Here is an 18,241-nt window from a genome sequence, read left to right as displayed (position 1 = left end):
ATTGTACATTTTTTTTGTACATTATTGATACTCTCATTTTTTCACTATTTATTTTCCTCTGTTCTTTATTTACCGTTTTCCGAATATGCAATTATGTTTGGTCAAAGCGATAAGAAATGAACATAAGTAATCTCCTTCGAAACCAATTTTCTATTTTGAATCCATGAGATAAAGCAATGGTAGGTTATACATTCTTACTGTGTTTCTCTGTGGTTAAATGAGCTTGTGTAAACTTTACGTTAGAAATTCGCAAAATTTGTGTAAGTGCATGAATTAGCTAAGAAAAAAATCGTGTCAGAGTCAAAAAAGGTGTCAGAGTCAATTTGTTCATGGATTTTGGGGCTATGATGCGATTAACCCATAAAATAAGGGTTTTTAATGTTTTGTATGAAAAATGAACCTTTTAGGTTTTTTTGTCGAGCCTATGCTGTATGGGGGTAGTGTGACGGAGTTATCACACCACTAAAATTAATGGTGTCAGAGTGAATTAAAAACTTCTGAAAACCGGTTTTAAAAGGGAAATGGGGGTGTTTTAATACAACCACCTGATCGCAGGTCGCAATTTTAAATCACGGTTTGCGGAAGCGATGTCGACATTAACATGTAGGTGAATCAAACCCTGATTAATGTCTTGTGCTTCGGCAGATCATAAACAGTGTCAACATTTTTTTACCAAAAGGAATTCTATTATGGCTGTTTACTTAAACTTCAACTCTCTTTCTCCAAAAGGTAACGTAACTGCTGAAGGTTACAAAGACTGGATTGAAGTGGCCTCTTTCAGCTTTGGTGTTGGTCGTGGCATTACCATGGAAGCTGGTGCAATGTCTAACCGTGAAGCCACTCGCCCAAGCTTGAGCGAAGTGACTGTTACTAAAGCACTTGATGCTGCTTCTGGCGGTTTGTTCAAGGCCTCTGTAACAGGTGACGAAGGTGTTACTGTTGAGATTCACGTTGTTCAAACTGGCGCCAAAGCAGTTGAAAAATACGCCGTTTACAAGTTAGAGCAATGCATGATTTCTTCTTACTCAATCAGTGCCAGCGCTGGCGGTGCTCCGCAGGAGAATCTTTGCTTGAGCTTCGCTAAGATTGAAGCGGATCTTACTCATGCTGATAAGACAAACAAAAATACTGCCAACATGAAAGTCGGTTACGACTTGGAAACTGCGAAGCCTTTATAAGTTTCTCAGTGTTGGAAGACAAGCTGGTTGCGGCGATGCGAATCGCTGTTTCCGGCTTGTTTTGTTTTGGGCGCTGTGTTTTTCTTTTCATGACTCATTAATGAATCACTCTTATGAGCCAATACGCTAATTTAAGGTAAGTTTTAGATTCTGCCTAATTGGGCCGATTTTTAATTTTTTAGCTTGTTGAATTTATGAGGACGTACTCGATGACAAGTACGTTTTTATGCATTGTGAACACATCGCAAAAAGAATAACATGACGATTACAATAATATTCGTATAGACATTCTAAATGATTCGATGAAGGGATTGTTATGGGCGAACTTAATCAGGATCGGCGCTTAATACATGCGAACACGCCTTTTGGTAAAGATGCGGTTATTGCAACCCACCTTGAAGGCTCGGAGTCGATTTCACGCTTATTTGAATACACGGCTAATCTTCAGTCTGATAATCAAGGCCTTAAACAAAGTGATATTGTCGGTAAGGCAATGACTTTTACCATAAATTACTCTGGCTCTAAAAAGCCGCGTTATATTCATGGCTACGTCAATGAATTTACGGGTTATGATTTAGATGATAGCGGTCTAAGAAACTACAGGGTACGCATCGTGCCTGGGTTGTGGTTTTTGGGATTAGGCTCTAATAACCGAGTTTTTCACAATAAAAGCGCCAAAGATATTTTGCAGGAAGTTTTGGGAGAGTACTCGAAAGTACTGAAATTTAGCCTCAAACTAACAGGCAATTATATTACCCGCGAATACTGCGTGCAGTACGAAGAATCTGATTTGGCTTTTGCAGAGCGGATCATGGGTGAAGAGGGGATTAGTTATTATTTCAAGCATTCTGATGGTGCCCTCGAAATGGTGCTGATCGATAATGCTAATGATTATTTCGACAGTACTACCCAAGATGTGCTTTACACCGGTGGGGCAAGTTACGTTAAAGAAAACAGTGTCCATTCTTGGGAGCGTCGCACAGCCTATCATACTGGTAATGTTGAGCTGAAAGATTACAACGAATTTACTACAACAAAAGACAATAAATCGAACTTGGCAACAGGCTCTAGCCTGAATGATGTGTCCTCGTTTACTCGTAGACATTTCGGTTTGTTCAAATTTGAACAAGATCAAGATAATAAGCATAAGCTGCAAGAATCTCATAACAAGGCGCTAGTACAGCGCATGATGGAGTCTGAAGAAGGTGCTTTTGATAATGCATTTGGCACCAGTGATTGCGTCGAGTTTGCTGCTGGCGGAAGATTTCCATTAGATCATGGTATTGAGACTGAAAAAGGCACTTACCTCATTACAGAATTGCAATTGTTAGCCAAAGATTCGAATGCCGATTCCTCTCTGTATCAAAATTCGTTTAAATGCGTGCCCAAAGGTGTCAACCCAAGGCCTGCCCCTCCGGCGTCACGCCTAAAAATCTATTATCCCCAATTAGCAACGGTAAAAGAAGTGAAGGCCACCACTTCCGACAGCTCCAAAGACCCCTATGCACAAGTCAAAGTCGTTTTTCCTTGGAATACGGCTCAGAACTCCTGTTGGGTGCGTGTTGCACAATCTTTTGCTGGGGGGAGTTGGGGGGCGAACTTTGTTCCTCGAGTGGGCCAGGAAGTTGTGATTAATTATGTAAATGGGGATATTGATCGCCCTATCGTCACCGGTGCTGTGTATAACGGAACCAATGAGGGGCCAAATTATACGGCAACTCAAAGTGGCTGGAAGACACAATACGAATCCAGTGCGTTTAATGAGCTTCGATTCGACGATAAAGGTGGAGAGGAAGAAATTTACATGGAGGCCGGTAAAGATCACAACTATGTGGTTCACAATGATCAATCCGGTAAAGTGGAAAACGATCAAACCATTGAAGTTAAAAATAATCGCACGTTAAAAGTGACCGATGGCAACGAAAGTATCACCATTGGAAAAGGGAATCAGACCACTACCGTCAGTAAAGGTAACCACACGCTTAAAATCAGTAAAGGCAAGCAAACAACCGATGCTATGGGAGCGATTAAAATCACCTCTAAAGCGTCTATTGAGCTTAAAGTTGGCGGTAGCTCCATTAAAGTGACTCCAACAGGGGTAGAGATCAAAGCGGTGACGGTTAAAATTAATGGTAGTGCAATGGCGGAAGTAAAAGGTGGCGGAATGCTAACGTTGAAAGGCGGCATAACGATGATTAACTGATGAATAAGCAAGTAATGGTAACGGGTTTGTGAATATCACACTAACTTACCAAGCGTTTATTTATTAAATACTTTATTGCTGAAAAATTTTTTCATGGATACGACAGAAGAAATTGAGAGGGGACGTTATGGGCGATTGGGTTCGTGTTCAAGCCATCAGCGCTGGGCCATTGCTAAAACATTTTGAGCTCAGCGATGAAGCGGAAGCCGTAGTCGTGCCGGAGGCTACGACGAAAGCCAATATAGAGGCGTTAATAAAAGCGGGCTGTCACCATGACGCCATCAAGCTTTTGGCGCATGGGCTTCCTAAGCGGGAAGCGGTATGGTGGTCGTGTATAGCGGCTAGGCAAGCTCAAACACCGCAAACTGACGAAAATAACGTGAAAGCGTTGATCGCAGCGGAAACTTGGGCAAAAAAACCCACTGAGGAGAATCGTGAGGTTTGCCGTAGTCTAGGCGAAGTTACAAAACACAATTCGCCTGCCAGCTGGGCGGCGACGGCGGCGAGCTGGTGCAGTGGTAGTTTAGCCGCACCCGATGAGCCGGAAATTCAGCCTCCTGAATATCTGTATGCTCACGCTGTGGCAGGATGTGTGTCTTTGGCGGCATCTTTGGTTAACCCTGAAGATCCAGAGGGGCAAATGGAAGAAGCGCTTATGCGTGGATTTAATATTGCAGAAGGTGGGAATGGACTCATTTAGCCCTTTTGGTAAGAAGGTTCTAGAAATGAGATTAGCGCATAATTTGACATAAAGAGGAGGGATGTGAATGGGAAAACCAGCCTCAAGAGTTGGCGATATGCATGTGTGCCCTATGGTGACGGGAACGGTTCCCCATGTGGGTGGACCAATTGTGAGTCCCGGGGGGCCTACTGTTATCATTGGTGGAATGCCTTCTGCTACTGTAGGAAGCATGTGTACTTGTGTTGGTCCACCGGATAGTGTCGTTATGGGCAGTACCACTGTCATGATTTGTAAAAAGCCTGCTGCCCGAATGGGCGATTCTACAGCTCACGGCGGCAAGATTGTCGTCGGATGTCCTACCGTATTAGTTGGCGGTTAGCGAAAAAGCCTCATGATTATCATGGGGCTTTTTTGTCTCTGTTTTTTCTTTGATGGTTAATTTAGGTTGAGATGTGTCTTTGCATTTTATATGCAGGGGTTGTATCGATTTGGCCTTACGTTCTTTGTTTTCAGCTCTGTGATAAAAATAGCTCAAATAGAAGGGTTATTTAATGATTTTGGCGAAAAGTTTATTGACGTTGTTTCTAATGATCGCTTTTTTTATGGGGTTGTTAAAAGCGCACCCTAAAACGCATATTTATCATTCATTGGCCGAGTATTCAGCAGGTTTTTTATTTAGTTTTTTATCGGGGGTAGGTATCTATTGTATTTGGTTTTGAGTTTGGTGTGGCGTATGAAGTTTTTTGTAGTTTTCTTGCCTTTTATTTTCGTGGCTTGTGGTTTTCGGTCTGATGGTGGTGTGGAGGATGAGGTAATGGTGTTTAAAAAAGAAGAAAAAACTTATGTTGTCACCTCCGGTATGGAAGGTTTTTTGTATCAAGGTGGTGAGCCTTTAGTGAATATGAAAATAACTCGGCGCCTGAGGTGGACGGGTGTTGATGATTTTCAGGAGCAGTATTTTTATACGGATGAAAAAGGATTTTTTTCTCTTCCTATTCATGAAGAAGTTCTCTCAATGTCTAAAATTGCACAATTTGTCAGTAATACGATTGTGGAAGTCGAAATTGATGGTGAGTCGCATATGATTTGGTACAACACGAAATTTGAATCTGAGCTTTTCTCAGAATTTGGTGGTGAATCAGTGGGTCAAGTTGTGTGTGATATTAATAATGAAGAAAAGAGGTATGAATTAAAAAGTTCTACTGTTGTAACTGTTTGTAGGTGGGAAAATATGCCAGAAAATAAATAGGAGGATATATGGCTTTACTAGATGCTCACACTGCGGCAGTTTTGGCTCGAGATATTTATGGTGTGAATGACGATAATGAAATTCCTTTTCGTATTTTTTTAGGTAGGGCAATTTTTGCTCAAGGGGAAAGGCAGAAAGTACTGAAAGCAGCAGTTGGTGGGCATATTATTCGTTCAGCAATTGATGGTTTTGGGGTGTGTGTTATGGGGGAAGGAATTTATAAAGACGACTTGTTTTTAATTTTTAGAGGCACCACTACGGCGAACAATAAAGCAGATTTTGTTACCGATGCTCGTATAGGTATCACTTATTCGAAGACGGGCTCTCCGGTGCATATCGGTTTTAACCATACTTTTAACAGTATGCAAAAAAACATAGAAACCTTTATTAATGCAGGGAAAATCAAAGGCACCATCCATTGTGTTGGCCACAGCTTAGGAGGAGCCGTTGCGTCTCTCGCTGCTGACTGGATCAGTGCAAATTATGTGAATACTGTGCAGTTGTATACCTTTGGTGCGCCTAGGGTGGGGTTGGGATTTTTTACTAAAAAAACAACCTCTCGAATATACGCTGAGAATATGCACAGAATTTACCATCGAACGGACCCTGTTCCTATGATTCCGTTATACCCCTATGCACATGCTCCGTCGCCGGGAAAAGGTTATTTCATCTCGTCATCTGAGCCGCTTGCGACTGCAGAGGCGCATTCAATGCAGAAGTATGTTGATAATGTGGAGTCTAAATCGTGGGAAGAACTGGGAAATGTACCTGAAGAGCCATACACAATAGAGTCCGAAATTGAAAGGTGGCTGAAGTCTAAATCGCCAGTGGATGCAAATAGTCATGCATTCTGGAGGTGGATTGATTCTGCTTTAATTTACGTACTTAAAAAGGTAGCAATGTCAGTTCTTATCTCAATTCAAGGTGCGGTTTCAGGTTCACATACCATCCTGGATAAGATTGCTTATATGTTGGCTAAGGGTATTGATCTTTCAAAGAATATCAGTATCTGGGTGCAGCGTTTGATGCGAAAATTAATGCAGGCTTTGGGCATGGAGCCGAAAGAAGATAAGAAAGATCTGACCCGATCATTTATACATCGAATTTTAGTGATGATTACACAGAAAGCGTATTCATATGCAAAGAAAGCGTTAAAAAGTATTTAGAGGTTCATTACTGTATTGTTTATGAAAGTTGTAGAGTTATAGGCGGCAATAAGCTTCCCGCATCTTAACGGTTTATTGCCGCTGTCGTAGGTTTTTTGAGTTTTCCTTTCTATTTATTTCCTCCCTTTCCCTATAAGTCATTGTTTTTATTGCCTAAATCAAGTTGGCATGTACTGTGCTTTGTCTTGTGTATTGCTCGTCGGTGAGTGATATCTCGAAGTCTCCCGACAACAACTTATTAGTACGAGGTTTCACAATATGGGTATCAGCTTTGACAAAGCACTCGGTGTTCATGAGAGGGCGTTTGCAGTGCGGGCACAGCGTGCGGATGTGTTAGCGAATAATATCGCCAATGCCGAAACACCTGGGTTTAAAGCTCGCGATATTGATTTTGGCAAGGCGATGCAGCAGGCCATGAAGCCCGCGTCAACGGGTTTGGATATGAATAATACCAATACCCGTCATTATCCCGGTGGAGCGCAAATGGCCAATACGGAAGAATTACTGTATCGCAATCCTTTGCAACCCTCTATTGATGGTAATACGGTGGATGAGCATGTGGAGCATGTGGCGTACATGGAAAATGCATTGGATTTTCAGTCGACATTTACGTTTTTGAATAGCCGTTTTAAAGGCTTAATCACAGCACTTCGCGGAGATTAATGACATGGCATTAGGTAATGTGTTTGATACCGCCGCATCGGCAATGAGTGCGAATAGTATTCGTTTAAATACAACGGCCAGTAATTTAGCCAATGCAGAAGCGGCGGCCTCCAGTAGTGATCAAACTTATCGTGCTCGTCACCCTGTGTTTGCAGCGGCAACGCAGCAGGCTATGGCGATTAATTTTGATACGGTAGGAGAAGACAAAGGCCCTGTGGCCGGTGTGCAGGTGCTGGGTATTGTGGAATCGGGGGCGCCATTACAACAGCGTTATGAGCCCGATCATCCATTGGCGAATGAAGAAGGTTATGTTTTTTACCCGAATGTAAATCCGGTGGAAGAGATGGCGAATATGATTTCTGCCTCGCGTGCATACCAAATGAACGTTGAGGTAATGAATTCAGCCAAAACAATGATGCAAAGAGTGCTGACGTTGGGACAATAATCTTATGTTTGTTTGTCAGTAGTCTGATTATGGTGAATTTACAAAATGGCTTGTTCATACAGAAATATAGGTCAACAAAGAAACAGGTATCAACAGAGAGAACCGTTGATAGGGGAAAGTTATGTCTGACGTAACGGGTGTTGAATCTTCGATCGGTCATTTATATCAAACGAACCGCCAACCTGCTGTCGAAGAAAACAATGAAATGGGGCGGGATGTTTTTTTAGAATTACTGACGGTGCAAATGCAGAATCAAGATCCATTAAGCCCACAGGATAATACCGAATTTGTTGCGCAGTTGGCGCAATTTACACAAGTAGAAAGCCTCGCTCAATTGAGTGGAAGTTTTGATGATTTTACTTCTGCATTTATGTCAAGTCAGGCGTTGGAAGCGTCTTCATTAGTGGGCACATCGGTAACGGTACCGGCGAGCCATACATTACTACCACCTGATGGCATTATTTCAGGCAGTGTGACATTGCCCGCGTCAACGTCAGAGTTGGCCATTAATGTTTATGACACGAATGGATCATTAATTGACACGATTCCAGCCGGTGAACAATCACAAGGTGAATTGGTTTTCCGTTGGGACGGGCAATTTGCAGAAGTGAATGGGGAATTATTGGATTGGCAGTCGAGTAATGAGCAAGTCCCTCATGGGGAATATCACTTTGTTGTTACGGCGACCATTGATGGAGAAGCCTCTCAGTTGGATACTGCCTTAAGTGCCAATGTTAATAGCGTAACCATTAATGGAGATGGAGAATTAACTTTAAACCTTGCCGGTATTGGTGCCTACAACGTCAATGACGTGGTTCAGTTTAATTAATTAAGTTGAATGATTTTGAAGTCTAAGTTTTGGGTGAGGGTGCATAAATCCCATTTTTAAAAGATGGGTGTGTCGAGAGTGAGTGTGTACAGAACGAGTGTTGGAGTAGAATTATGACTTTTAACGTAGCGCTAAGTGGCATTCGAGCCGCCAATATAGACCTTGAAGTGACAGGTAATAATATCGCTAATGCGTCAACCATCGGATTTAAAGAAAGTCGAGCTGAGTTTGGTGATATTTATGCTAATTCATTATTTGGGTCTGGTTCTTTTGAAGTAGGTGATGGCGTGCGCGTTACGGAAATTTCGCAATCGTTTGATCAGGGTAATTTATTGTATACCGAAAATGAATTAGATTTGGCCATCAGTGGCGAAGGTTTTTTTATTTTAAGTGTTGCAGGTGAGCCCCAATACACTCGAGATGGTACGTTTACGTTGGATCAAGATGGTCGCATTATCAGTAATAATGGTGGTGTTGTGCAGGGGTATGATGCCGATGAAGACGGTAATATTGTCGGGGTGTTATCGGAATTGCAAATTAATGCCGATAATATTCCTCCCAGGCAAACCTTCGGGGTAGATTGGGAATTAAATTTGGATTCCTCCGATGATATTCCATTAACGGCCGTTTTTGATCCCACTGATGCCAGCTCTTACAACAGTGCTACATCCGTTACTGTTTATGATGGCTTAGGGGTAAATCACACACTCACGCAATATTTTGTTCAAACCCCATCAGCGGGTAACACGACAGATTGGTTGGTATATTCTTTTATTGACGGGCAGCCAACGGATACGGGTGGCGGTGTTTCGATTCCTAATACGATGACGTTTGATTCTTCCGGGCAATTGATTGCCGTGGATGGTGTGGCAGGTGCAACAGAAGTTTCTATTCTTGATTGGGCACCGGATAATGCAGAAGACCCCTTAACACCGGATATTACCGTCGATTATCGTGGCACAACGCAATTTGGTTCAGAATTTGGTGTTACCGATGTGAGTCAAAATGGTTATGCCACAGGACGGCTATCGGGTTTGGAAATCAGCCAGAGTGGGACTATTTTTGCGCGTTTTACCAATGGACAATCTCAAGTCATTGGTCAAGTTGCTTTGGCTTCTTTTAATAGTAATCAGGGTTTGGAGCCGGTGGGTGATAACTCTTGGGCTGAAACGTTTGCTTCTGGTGAACCGAATGTAGGGGCACCGGGTACGGCATCTCTTGGGTTAATCAATTCTGGCGCATTGGAAGAATCCAATACGGACCTTACAGAGCAGTTAGTGCAGCTTATTATTGCTCAGCGTAATTTCCAGGCAAATTCAAAAACCATTGAAACAGCAGATCAAACTACGCAGACGATTATTAATATTCGATAAACGTTTAATTTTATTGTCATTGGTGTGGTTTAGCCACTATTGTTATTGGATTCGTAGATAGAATTGACTGTGTTTTGGGCGGCGAGAGTCGCCTTTTTTATTTCTTTCTTTACGTGATTTTCGTTCGTCTGTCTTTTCTTTTTTCTCTCCCTCCTTCCTTTTTGTTGATGTCTTTAAATTTCTACTGTTTTTTGTTGCTGTTTAATTTATTTGATGTTCTGGCACTGTTTTTGCTCTTTTATAAATAGAGCAGCGTTTTCGGCTGAAATGGCAAAAACTTGACAGTAAGTAAAAGGTTTACGATGGACAGAGCATTATATATTTCCATGACAGGCGCGAAGAACAATATGATGGCTCAAACTGCGCGAGCCAATAATTTGGCGAACGCCAATACCACAGGGTTTAGAGCAGACTTCGAACAAAGCCGCAGTATGCCTATTTATTATGGTGAAGGGCATCCAACCCGTGCTTATGCATTAACCGAGCGACCTGCAACGAATTTTGAACAGGGCCCATTGAATGAGACTGGCCGAAGTCTGGATGTAGCCATACGTGGTGAAGGCTTTATTGTTGTACAAGCCCCGGATGGCACCGAAGCATTAACTCGTGCGGGGAACATGCAATTGGATGCCGCTGGTATTTTACGTACCGGCAATGGATTACCGGTATTAGGTAACGGCGGTATTATTGCCGTACCTCCACAAGAAAGTATAGAAATTGCTGCAGATGGAACCATTACCGTGGCGATTCAGGGGCAAGGCCCTGAGGCCCTAGCCGTTATTAACCGAATTCAATTGGCAAACCCAGATAGTGAAAACTTAGAAAAAGGAACGGATGGTTTGTTCCGATTAAAAAATGAAGATCCTATTCTACCAGACCCAGATGTTGAATTAATTTCTGGTTTCTTAGAAGGCAGTAATGTCAATGTGATTGATGAATTTACCAAAATTTTAAGTCAGTCACGTCAATATGAAATGCAAGTGAAAATGATGAGTAAGGTGGATGAAATGAGTGAATCCTCCGGACGTTTATTGCAAATTTCATAACTTTTTTTGATTTTTATTTTCTGAATTTTAGGTTGAAAGACAAGAGGTGGCAGTATGCATTCAGCGTTATATGTCAGTAAAACCGGTTTAAGTGCGCAAGATACCCAATTAACTACAATTTCCAATAACCTGGCGAATGCCTCAACCGTGGGTTTTAAACGCGATAGAGCGGTATTTGAAGATTTATTATATCAAGTAACCAGACAGCCGGGTGCTCAGTCGACACAAGATACCGTACTGCCTTCTGGTTTACAGTTAGGTACAGGGGTAAGAGTTGTCAGCACGCAAAAGCAGTTTACCGAAGGCAGTTTGCAAGTGACAGATCAAGCATTGGATGTGGCGATCAGTGGGCGTGGTTTTTTTCAAATTTCTATGCCAGATGGAACTACCTCTTATACCCGTAACGGTGAATTTCATTTGGATTCACAAGGCCAGTTAGTCAATGCCAATGGCTTATTGCTTGAACCCGTCATTACTGTACCGGAAGACACGAATGTACTCACTATTGGATCTGATGGTGTTGTCTCTGCATCCGTATTAGGTGATCCCAATCTCCAGGAAATTGGGCAAATTCAAACGGTGGATTTTATTAACCCTGCAGGACTTCAATCCATTGGTGGCAATTTATTTTATGAAACCGTCGCCAGTGGCAACCCTATTGCCGGTACTCCAGGTGAAGCCGGATTAGGGGATTTACTGCAAGGTACATTGGAGAATTCCAATGTCGATATTGTGGAAGAGATGGTTAATATGATCACAACTCAACGAGTTTATGAGATGAATTCAAAAGTCGTTTCTACCGCAGATCAAATGCTTCAGTATATTTCGCAAAATTTGTAATGACTTAATGAAGAACGTCTTTTTCACTGTGAGAAGAGCGCTTATGTGGTTATCAAAATTACACTATGATGTGGGTCGACATGCGTTTCTCTGGAGCTGTCTTTGGTTGGTTGGTTGTGCTTCTCAACCTATACCGCGCCCAGGCGAAGACCCTTTTTATGCCCCCATAATGGCACCCTCGGGTATGCCATTACCGACGGCGAATGGTTCACTTTTCTCAGCCAATACCTCCATGATGCTTTATGGTGATGCCAGGGCTCGGCGTGTGGGAGATGTGATTACTGTGTTATTGCAAGAGCGGACTGTCTCGACGAAGTCTTCGCAAGTGTCGGTTGTCAAAGACAGTGAAGTTCAACTTAATGAAGCGCCAATTTTAGGGACAGGCCTTAGTGCATCAAATTTAAGTTTATTGACTGACATTAATGCAAACCGAGATTTTTCTGGTGAAGCGGATGCAGACCAAAGTAATAGTTTGCAGGGGGAAATCAGTGTAACGGTTGCGGATGTTTTACAAAATGGCAATTTAATTGTGCGTGGGGAAAAGTGGATTACCTTAAATCGAGGTGATGAATTTATACGCATCAGTGGCATTGTTCGACCAGAAGATGTGAGTACCACTAATACAGTTGTGTCGACACGTATTGCTAACGCCAAAATTTCTTACAGTGGTACAGGTGAGTTAGCGGATTCTCAGGAGATGGGGTGGCTGTCGAAGTTTTTTAATAGTCCCGTGTGGCCGTTTTAGACTGTATGGGCTTTAAATGTGGTAAATGATCCCATGAATAAATACAGAAATAATTTTCAGTTTAATAAAACTAATCGCTCTTTGTCAGTTGCGATAGGTTTGTTTGCATTATCTTTTTCCTGCTTTTTTTTCGGTAACGTTTCAGTTGCTTATGGTGAACGAATTAAAGATATTACCAGCATTCAAGGGGTGCGTAGTAATCAGTTGGTGGGGTATGGACTGGTTGTCGGATTGAGTGGAACGGGAGATCAAACTAACCAAGCACCATTTACTGGGCAAACGTTTTTATCTATGTTGCAACGATTTGATATCGTTTTACCACAAGACACGCGTTTACAGTTAAACAATGTTGCCGCTGTAGCTGTTCATGCAGAGCTGCCCGCGTTCTCCAAGCCAGGGCAGAAAATTGATATTACGGTTTCGTCTTTGGGGAATGCACAGAGTCTTCGTGGTGGCAGTTTAATTATGACTCCGCTTAAAGGTGTGGATGGCCAAGTGTATGCCATTGCCCAAGGTAATCTTGTCGTGGGTGGGCTGGGTGTTGAAGGTGCTGATGGTTCTAGGGTTACCGTTAATGTCCCCAGTGTTGGTCGTATTCCTGATGGCGCGATGGTAGAGCGTGAAGTGCCGACACAATTCGCAGGCGGAGAGCCTGTTGTTTTAAATTTGCACCATCCTGATTTTACAACAGCAAAGCGTATCGCAGATGCCATTAATTTTATGTTGGGGCCAGATACTGCTGCCGCACAAGATTCTACTTCTATTCGTGTAAGAGCACCTTTGAAACCAGAGCATAAAGTAAACTTTATTTCTCTGTTGGAAAATATAGAAGTCGACCCTGGTGAAGCGCCAGCACGTGTGGTTATTAATTCCCGTACAGGAACAATTGTAGTGGGGCAGCATGTTACGGTTGATCCGGTTGCGATCACACATGGCAGTCTTACCGTCGCCATTCAAGAGGCGCCGGAGGTAAGTCAGCCCAACGCCCTTGGTGGTGGTGAGACGGTAGTGGTACCCCAAACTGACATTACTGTTGATGAAGAGCAGAACCCAATGTTTAAGTTTGCGCCAGGTTCTACCTTGGATGACATCGTACGTGCTGTTAATGCTGTAGGTGCCGCACCAGGAGATTTGATGGCCATTTTAGAAGCCCTTAAACAAGCCGGCGCACTTAAAGCAGAATTGATTGTGATCTAATGCAGGAGTTTTTATGTTATCGACCGTTGCGACACAAAAACTTGCTATGCCAGAGCCACAAGGTATTGGGGCTACTGGAAAAACGACACAACCCAATAGTGCTGATACATTTACGGATTTATCGTCTTTGCAAGATATTAAGTCGTTGGGACGAGAGAAAAATCCAGAAGCCTTTAAGCGTATTGCGCAACAATTTGAATCGTATTTTATGCAGGAAATGATGAAAACCATGCGTGCTAGTGTGGATGTGTTGGCGAAGGATAATCCGCTCAACAGCAGTGAAATGCAGTTTCACCAGCAAATGTTTGATCAGCAAATGGCTTTGTCGTTGTCTAGTGGTAAAGGGTTGGGACTTGCGGATACCCTAGCAAAACAATTAATGCAGAACTTTGACGTGGATTGGGCAGAAGATGCAGAGAAAAATAAAGAAGGACTAGCGATAAATTCTTCTCGAGAAAGCTTGACGTTTCAAAAACGTCAGCCGTCTTCATCAATTTTTGCAGGGTCGATGAGTGTAGAAAAAAAACCAATTGAAATACTCGATGTTGATGCAGAATCAATTAACAATAATATGCCTTCTGGTTGGAAGGTGGACACATCATCGCCTGAAGCGTTTGTTCGATCTTTGCTTCCTTTGGCAGAAAAATTGGGTAAACAAATTGGTGTTGATAGTCGCGCTATTGTTGCTCAAGCTGCATTAGAAACCGGTTGGGGTAAGCATATTATTGAGAGGGATGGGCAATCTAGCTTTAATCTTTTCAATATTAAAGCAGATGCTCGTTGGAGTGGAGATCGTGTGACGGTAAATACACTCGAGTTTCAAGATGGTGTTGCCAAAAAAACTTCTGCAGCATTTCGTGCTTATACAACGGTAGAGGAAAGTTTTAATGATTACGCACAGTTTTTACAAGATAATCCTCGTTATCAAATGGCCCTTCAGCAGGGTGATGACCCTGAGCAATATGTGAAGCAATTGCAGAGTTCGGGTTACGCCACTGATCCAAAATATGCGGAAAAAATTATTGCCATTTTAGAACGGCCTGAATTTTCACGGTCTTCATTGTTACTGCATTCTGGTGAGGGGTAAGTATGTCATTAATTGGTATTGCCCTGTCAGGGTTGCGAGCCTCTCAAACTTCGTTATCCACTACCGGTCATAATATTACTAACGCAACGACGGAAGGGTATTCGCGTCAACGTACAGAGCAATCGACACAGCAGCCAAATTTTACAGGTTCTGGTTTTGTAGGTAATGGCGTTACGGTTGATAATATTGATCGATTGGTAAACCGGTTTATTAATGAAGAATTGCGTATTGCAGGACAAAATTTATCTGCTTCTGAGTCTTATCTGGATCAGGCCAGTCAATTAGATCGCTTGCTGGCGGCTGAAAACACCAGTTTAACCTTATCTCTTGAGCGTGTTTTTGCCTCATTGTCTTCGGCATCAGAAGACCCTGCTTCGGTAGCGGGGAGGCAGCTATCGCTCAGTGAGGCGGGGGGGTTGGCTGATCGATTTAATTTGCTTTATGGTGAAATCAGCCAGCAAAATAATTTTATCAATAACCAAACAGAAGCTTTAGTCGCGGAGATTAATCAATACGCTGCGAACATTGCTGCGTTAAATGACGCGGTTGCTCTGTCATTTGCCAACAATCGGGCTCCCAATGATTTATTGGATGAGCGAGATCAGGCGATACGAGAGCTAAGTGAGCTGGTGGGTATATTACCTGTTGAGCAAGACGATGGCACCATTAATATTAATTTGGGCACTGGGCAGCCATTGGTAGTGAGCAGTGATGTGAATGTTTTAAGAGTTGAGCCTTCTTTAGACAGTGGCTTTCAATTGGACGTGGCCCTATCCGATACCGGTGTGGTTTTAAACGATGTGATCAGTGGTGGTCAATTGGGTGGTCTGTTGTCTTATCAGGATGACTTAGTGATTCCTGCGTTGAATGAATTAGGGCGTTTGGCGATTGTGATGTCCGATTCTTTTAATCAACAACAAGCACAGGGTATAGACAGTGCCGGTAATTTTGGTGTCAATATCTTCACTGAAGTGAATACCACCAATGCGATGCAAAATCGAGTTAGCTATGACGTGGACAATACCGGTTCTGCTGTATTTGAGATAGAAATTACCGATAGTTCATTATTGTCTGCCAGCGATTACACTTTGCGTGTTGACAGTGGTAATTATGAAATAGTGCGTTTAGCCGACAGAGCCATTATTGCCTCTGGTGCCATACCACTGCCGGCAACCCTGAGTTTTCCTGCTGAAGGGTTTGATATTAACGTGGCTTCTGGGGCTGTGGCTAATGGGGATGATTTTTTTATTGCACCTGTGCGTAATGGTGCAGATGAAATCCAATTGGTATTAAATGAGCCGACGCAGTTGGCATTTGCTTCTCCATTGCGTGCAGAAACGGCGACGTTTAATCGTGGTGAAATGTCGATAACACAACCTGTGCTTGCCTCAGATTTGCAGGCTGCTACGCAAAATATGCTCAGTGGAGCAACACCGGGTGTCCCTTTTGATTTAGTGTATAACGAAGGTGCCAGTACCTGGGATGTGGCAAATTTACCTGCTGGGTATACGGTGACGCCCGCCAATATTGCGTTTAACCCCGGAGTGACAAATACCATCGCTTTTACTTTAGATGACGGTGCTGGAAATACCATTGATATAGAAATGAGTGTTTCAGGTCGACCAGAAAACGGTGATGAATTCTCAGTAAGTTTTAATACGAATGGGGTTGCAGATAACCGCAACGTATTGACCATGGTAGAGTTGCAAACTGCCGATTTAATTCGAAGTTCATCAGCAGTAGCTGGACCCAATCAAAGTTTGGTGGATACGTATGGGCAGCTGGTCGAAACCGTGGGGGTGGTGACGGCACAAAAACAAATTGAAGCAGCGGCCAATCAGGAAATTTATGATCAGGCGTTTGTCAATCGAGAACAAATTTCCGGTGTTAATTTGGATGAAGAGGCGTCAAACCTGATTTTATATGAACAAGCTTACAATGCTTCTGCGCAAGTAATTTCTGTAGCACGCGATTTATTTAATCGTATCTTGGAGATTTAAACGTGCTGTGGATATTGAGAGAAGCGTTGCAGAATAGCATTGATAATAAGTGAGTATCATTGAGTAGGTGAGTGATGAGAGTATCAACGAACCAAGCCTTTACTGGCGGTATTAATAATATCCAAGACGTATACAGCCGTCTTCTTCGTAAACAAGAACAGATCAGCACCGGTCAGGAAGTACTGGTGCCTTCTGATGACCCGGTGGCGGCCAGCCGGATTTTAAATATTAACGAAGATAATGCTATTTTAGACCGTTATCTGGATAACATTACGCTTGCGGAGAATAGCCTGTCTGAGCAGGAAACCATTCTGGATGGTGTATTAGTCGGTGTTCAGCGATTGGAAGAATTGGCTATTCAAGCCGGTGATGGTGTGTTAAGCAATGCCGACCGCGAAGCGTTAGCATTAGAGTCGCAAGAGATTTATGAACAATTATTGGGGCTGGCAAACAGCCAAAATGCTCGTGGAGAATATATTTTTGCGGGCAGTCAATCGAGTATTCAGCCCTTTCAAGTTCAACCGGATGGCACATTTATTTATGTGGGGGATCAGGCTGAGCGAGAAGTTGAAATTGCCGGCGGCAGTTATGTGAATATTCGAGATAGTGGGTGGGAAGTGTATATGGACACCGATAACCCGCGTCGAGTGGACACTCGTACAACGAACATTAATAACGCGCGTATTGGAGGAGGCGCTCTTGCCGACGAGTTGACGTTTGATAATTACTTTGATCTTTATACGGCGGTGCCTCAGCCTCAAACTACAACGATTACGCTGACGGATAATCGAGACGCTACAGACCCTGACTTCCCTGATGTGCCGGTGAATTACACCGCGACCTATCTTGCACCAGATGGTTCTGGCCCGTTTGCGGTGACGGCACCGGTTAATGTACTGAATGAAGATACGGCCTCAGCCGATGGATTTCTTACACTCGAAGTGGACATGACCGCTGAAATGGGGCAGGTATTTAATATCTACGTTCCGGTCGATACAGATGGTTTTCCAGTGGGGGCCGGAGATGCGGATGGCGCTGGGCCAGGCGTGGGTGAACAAATGAATTTTCAGATCGATCGGCAAGAGCGATCTGGTGTGATTGAAACGGCTTATGCCTTAACTCAATTGTTATCGGAGCCAGCAGACACCCCAACGGATGGTCAGTATTTGAGTGACCAATTGGGTGTTATTTTGGATCAACTTGATGCAGCCGGTGAAAGTATTGACAGGGTGACTGCGAATGTTGGCGCTCGAATGAATTTACTGGAAGCGACAGACGCTTTGCATGAAGATGCTAAACTCTTTAATGCTGAGGCATTATCGGATATTGAAGATTTGGATTATGTTGCCGCACTTAGTGAACTACGATTGCAAGAAACGGTGTTACAAGCTGCCCAAAGCAGTTTTGTTACCGTAACTAATATTAGTTTATTTGATTTATTGTAATGAGTCATCCTTCTCAGGCATTGAATCAATGAGTGATAATGTTGAATAAAAGTACCCGTTATTAAATAGTACTTGCTTTAAAGAGACCCTATT

Annotated in this window: 17 protein-coding genes; all 17 read left to right on the top strand. The window is 43.0% G+C overall.

From position 1 onward, the window contains the following. The first annotated feature begins 689 nt into the window (after window positions 1-689). The 17 genes from LU351_RS05185 to flgL all read left to right on the top strand — a co-directional run bounded on the left by LU351_RS05185 (window position 690) and on the right by flgL (window position 18,148). Entirely contained in the window at window positions 690-1,178 is a 489-nt protein-coding gene (locus tag LU351_RS05185) for an Hcp family type VI secretion system effector (RefSeq protein WP_232592997.1), read from the top strand. 316 nt (window positions 1,179-1,494) lie between these two features. Next, a complete protein-coding gene (locus LU351_RS05180) occupies window positions 1,495-3,381 on the top strand; it encodes a type VI secretion system Vgr family protein (RefSeq protein ID WP_232592996.1) in 1,887 nt (628 codons plus the stop codon). A gap of 127 nt (window positions 3,382-3,508) precedes the next feature. Next, the gene (locus LU351_RS05175; protein ID WP_232592995.1) at window positions 3,509-4,081 is read left to right on the top strand and encodes a DUF6931 family protein; all 573 of its coding nucleotides are present in this window, start codon (window positions 3,509-3,511) and stop codon (window positions 4,079-4,081) included. A gap of 67 nt (window positions 4,082-4,148) precedes the next feature. After that, the gene (locus tag LU351_RS05170; protein WP_232592994.1) at window positions 4,149-4,442 is read left to right on the top strand and encodes a PAAR domain-containing protein; all 294 of its coding nucleotides are present in this window, start codon (window positions 4,149-4,151) and stop codon (window positions 4,440-4,442) included. A gap of 354 nt (window positions 4,443-4,796) precedes the next feature. Then, a complete protein-coding gene (locus tag LU351_RS05165) occupies window positions 4,797-5,312 on the top strand; it encodes a DUF6795 domain-containing protein (protein ID WP_232592993.1) in 516 nt (171 codons plus the stop codon). A gap of 8 nt (window positions 5,313-5,320) precedes the next feature. Next, complete coding sequence (locus tag LU351_RS05160) at window positions 5,321-6,478, top strand: lipase family protein (protein WP_232592992.1); 1,158 nt, start codon at window positions 5,321-5,323, stop codon at window positions 6,476-6,478. Window positions 6,479-6,736: 258 nt separating this feature from the next. Then, window positions 6,737-7,141 (top strand): flagellar basal body rod protein FlgB, encoded by a 405-nt coding sequence (flgB, locus tag LU351_RS05155; RefSeq protein ID WP_232592991.1) that lies wholly within the window; start codon window positions 6,737-6,739, stop codon window positions 7,139-7,141. Window positions 7,142-7,145: 4 nt separating this feature from the next. Next, complete coding sequence (gene flgC / locus LU351_RS05150) at window positions 7,146-7,586, top strand: flagellar basal body rod protein FlgC (RefSeq protein ID WP_232592990.1); 441 nt, start codon at window positions 7,146-7,148, stop codon at window positions 7,584-7,586. 121 nt (window positions 7,587-7,707) lie between these two features. Next, window positions 7,708-8,415, top strand: coding sequence for a flagellar hook assembly protein FlgD (locus tag LU351_RS05145; RefSeq protein ID WP_232592989.1), 708 nt, complete (start codon window positions 7,708-7,710; stop codon window positions 8,413-8,415). Window positions 8,416-8,528: 113 nt separating this feature from the next. Beyond that, window positions 8,529-9,788 carry a flagellar hook protein FlgE gene (gene flgE / locus LU351_RS05140; RefSeq protein ID WP_232592988.1) on the top strand — a complete coding sequence of 420 codons (1,260 nt, stop codon included), beginning with the start codon at window positions 8,529-8,531 and terminating at the stop codon, window positions 9,786-9,788. A 302-nt stretch (window positions 9,789-10,090) separates the two neighbouring features. Next, on the top strand, window positions 10,091-10,834 hold the full coding sequence (gene flgF / locus LU351_RS05135) for a flagellar basal-body rod protein FlgF (RefSeq protein WP_232592987.1): 744 nt from the start codon (window positions 10,091-10,093) through the stop codon (window positions 10,832-10,834). Between the two features lie 54 nt (window positions 10,835-10,888). Then, window positions 10,889-11,674 carry a flagellar basal-body rod protein FlgG gene (gene flgG, locus LU351_RS05130; protein WP_232592986.1) on the top strand — a complete coding sequence of 262 codons (786 nt, stop codon included), beginning with the start codon at window positions 10,889-10,891 and terminating at the stop codon, window positions 11,672-11,674. 43 nt (window positions 11,675-11,717) lie between these two features. Beyond that, the gene (gene flgH / locus LU351_RS05125) at window positions 11,718-12,419 is read left to right on the top strand and encodes a flagellar basal body L-ring protein FlgH (protein WP_232592985.1); all 702 of its coding nucleotides are present in this window, start codon (window positions 11,718-11,720) and stop codon (window positions 12,417-12,419) included. Window positions 12,420-12,452: 33 nt separating this feature from the next. After that, window positions 12,453-13,616, top strand: a complete 1,164-nt coding sequence (locus LU351_RS05120) for a flagellar basal body P-ring protein FlgI (RefSeq protein WP_232592984.1) — start codon at window positions 12,453-12,455, stop codon at window positions 13,614-13,616. Window positions 13,617-13,629: 13 nt separating this feature from the next. Then, window positions 13,630-14,703, top strand: coding sequence for a flagellar assembly peptidoglycan hydrolase FlgJ (gene flgJ, locus LU351_RS05115; RefSeq protein ID WP_232592983.1), 1,074 nt, complete (start codon window positions 13,630-13,632; stop codon window positions 14,701-14,703). 2 nt (window positions 14,704-14,705) lie between these two features. Further along, window positions 14,706-16,703, top strand: coding sequence for a flagellar hook-associated protein FlgK (flgK, locus tag LU351_RS05110; protein WP_232592982.1), 1,998 nt, complete (start codon window positions 14,706-14,708; stop codon window positions 16,701-16,703). A gap of 74 nt (window positions 16,704-16,777) precedes the next feature. Then, the gene (gene flgL / locus LU351_RS05105) at window positions 16,778-18,148 is read left to right on the top strand and encodes a flagellar hook-associated protein FlgL (protein ID WP_232592981.1); all 1,371 of its coding nucleotides are present in this window, start codon (window positions 16,778-16,780) and stop codon (window positions 18,146-18,148) included. Window positions 18,149-18,241 lie beyond the last annotated feature (93 nt).

The organism is Marinibactrum halimedae (genome assembly GCF_021234875.1).
Taxonomy (GTDB): Bacteria; Pseudomonadota; Gammaproteobacteria; order Pseudomonadales; family Cellvibrionaceae; genus Marinibactrum; species Marinibactrum halimedae.
Note: the sequence above shows the minus strand (reverse complement) of the source record. Positions and strands in the feature narration are given on the sequence as shown.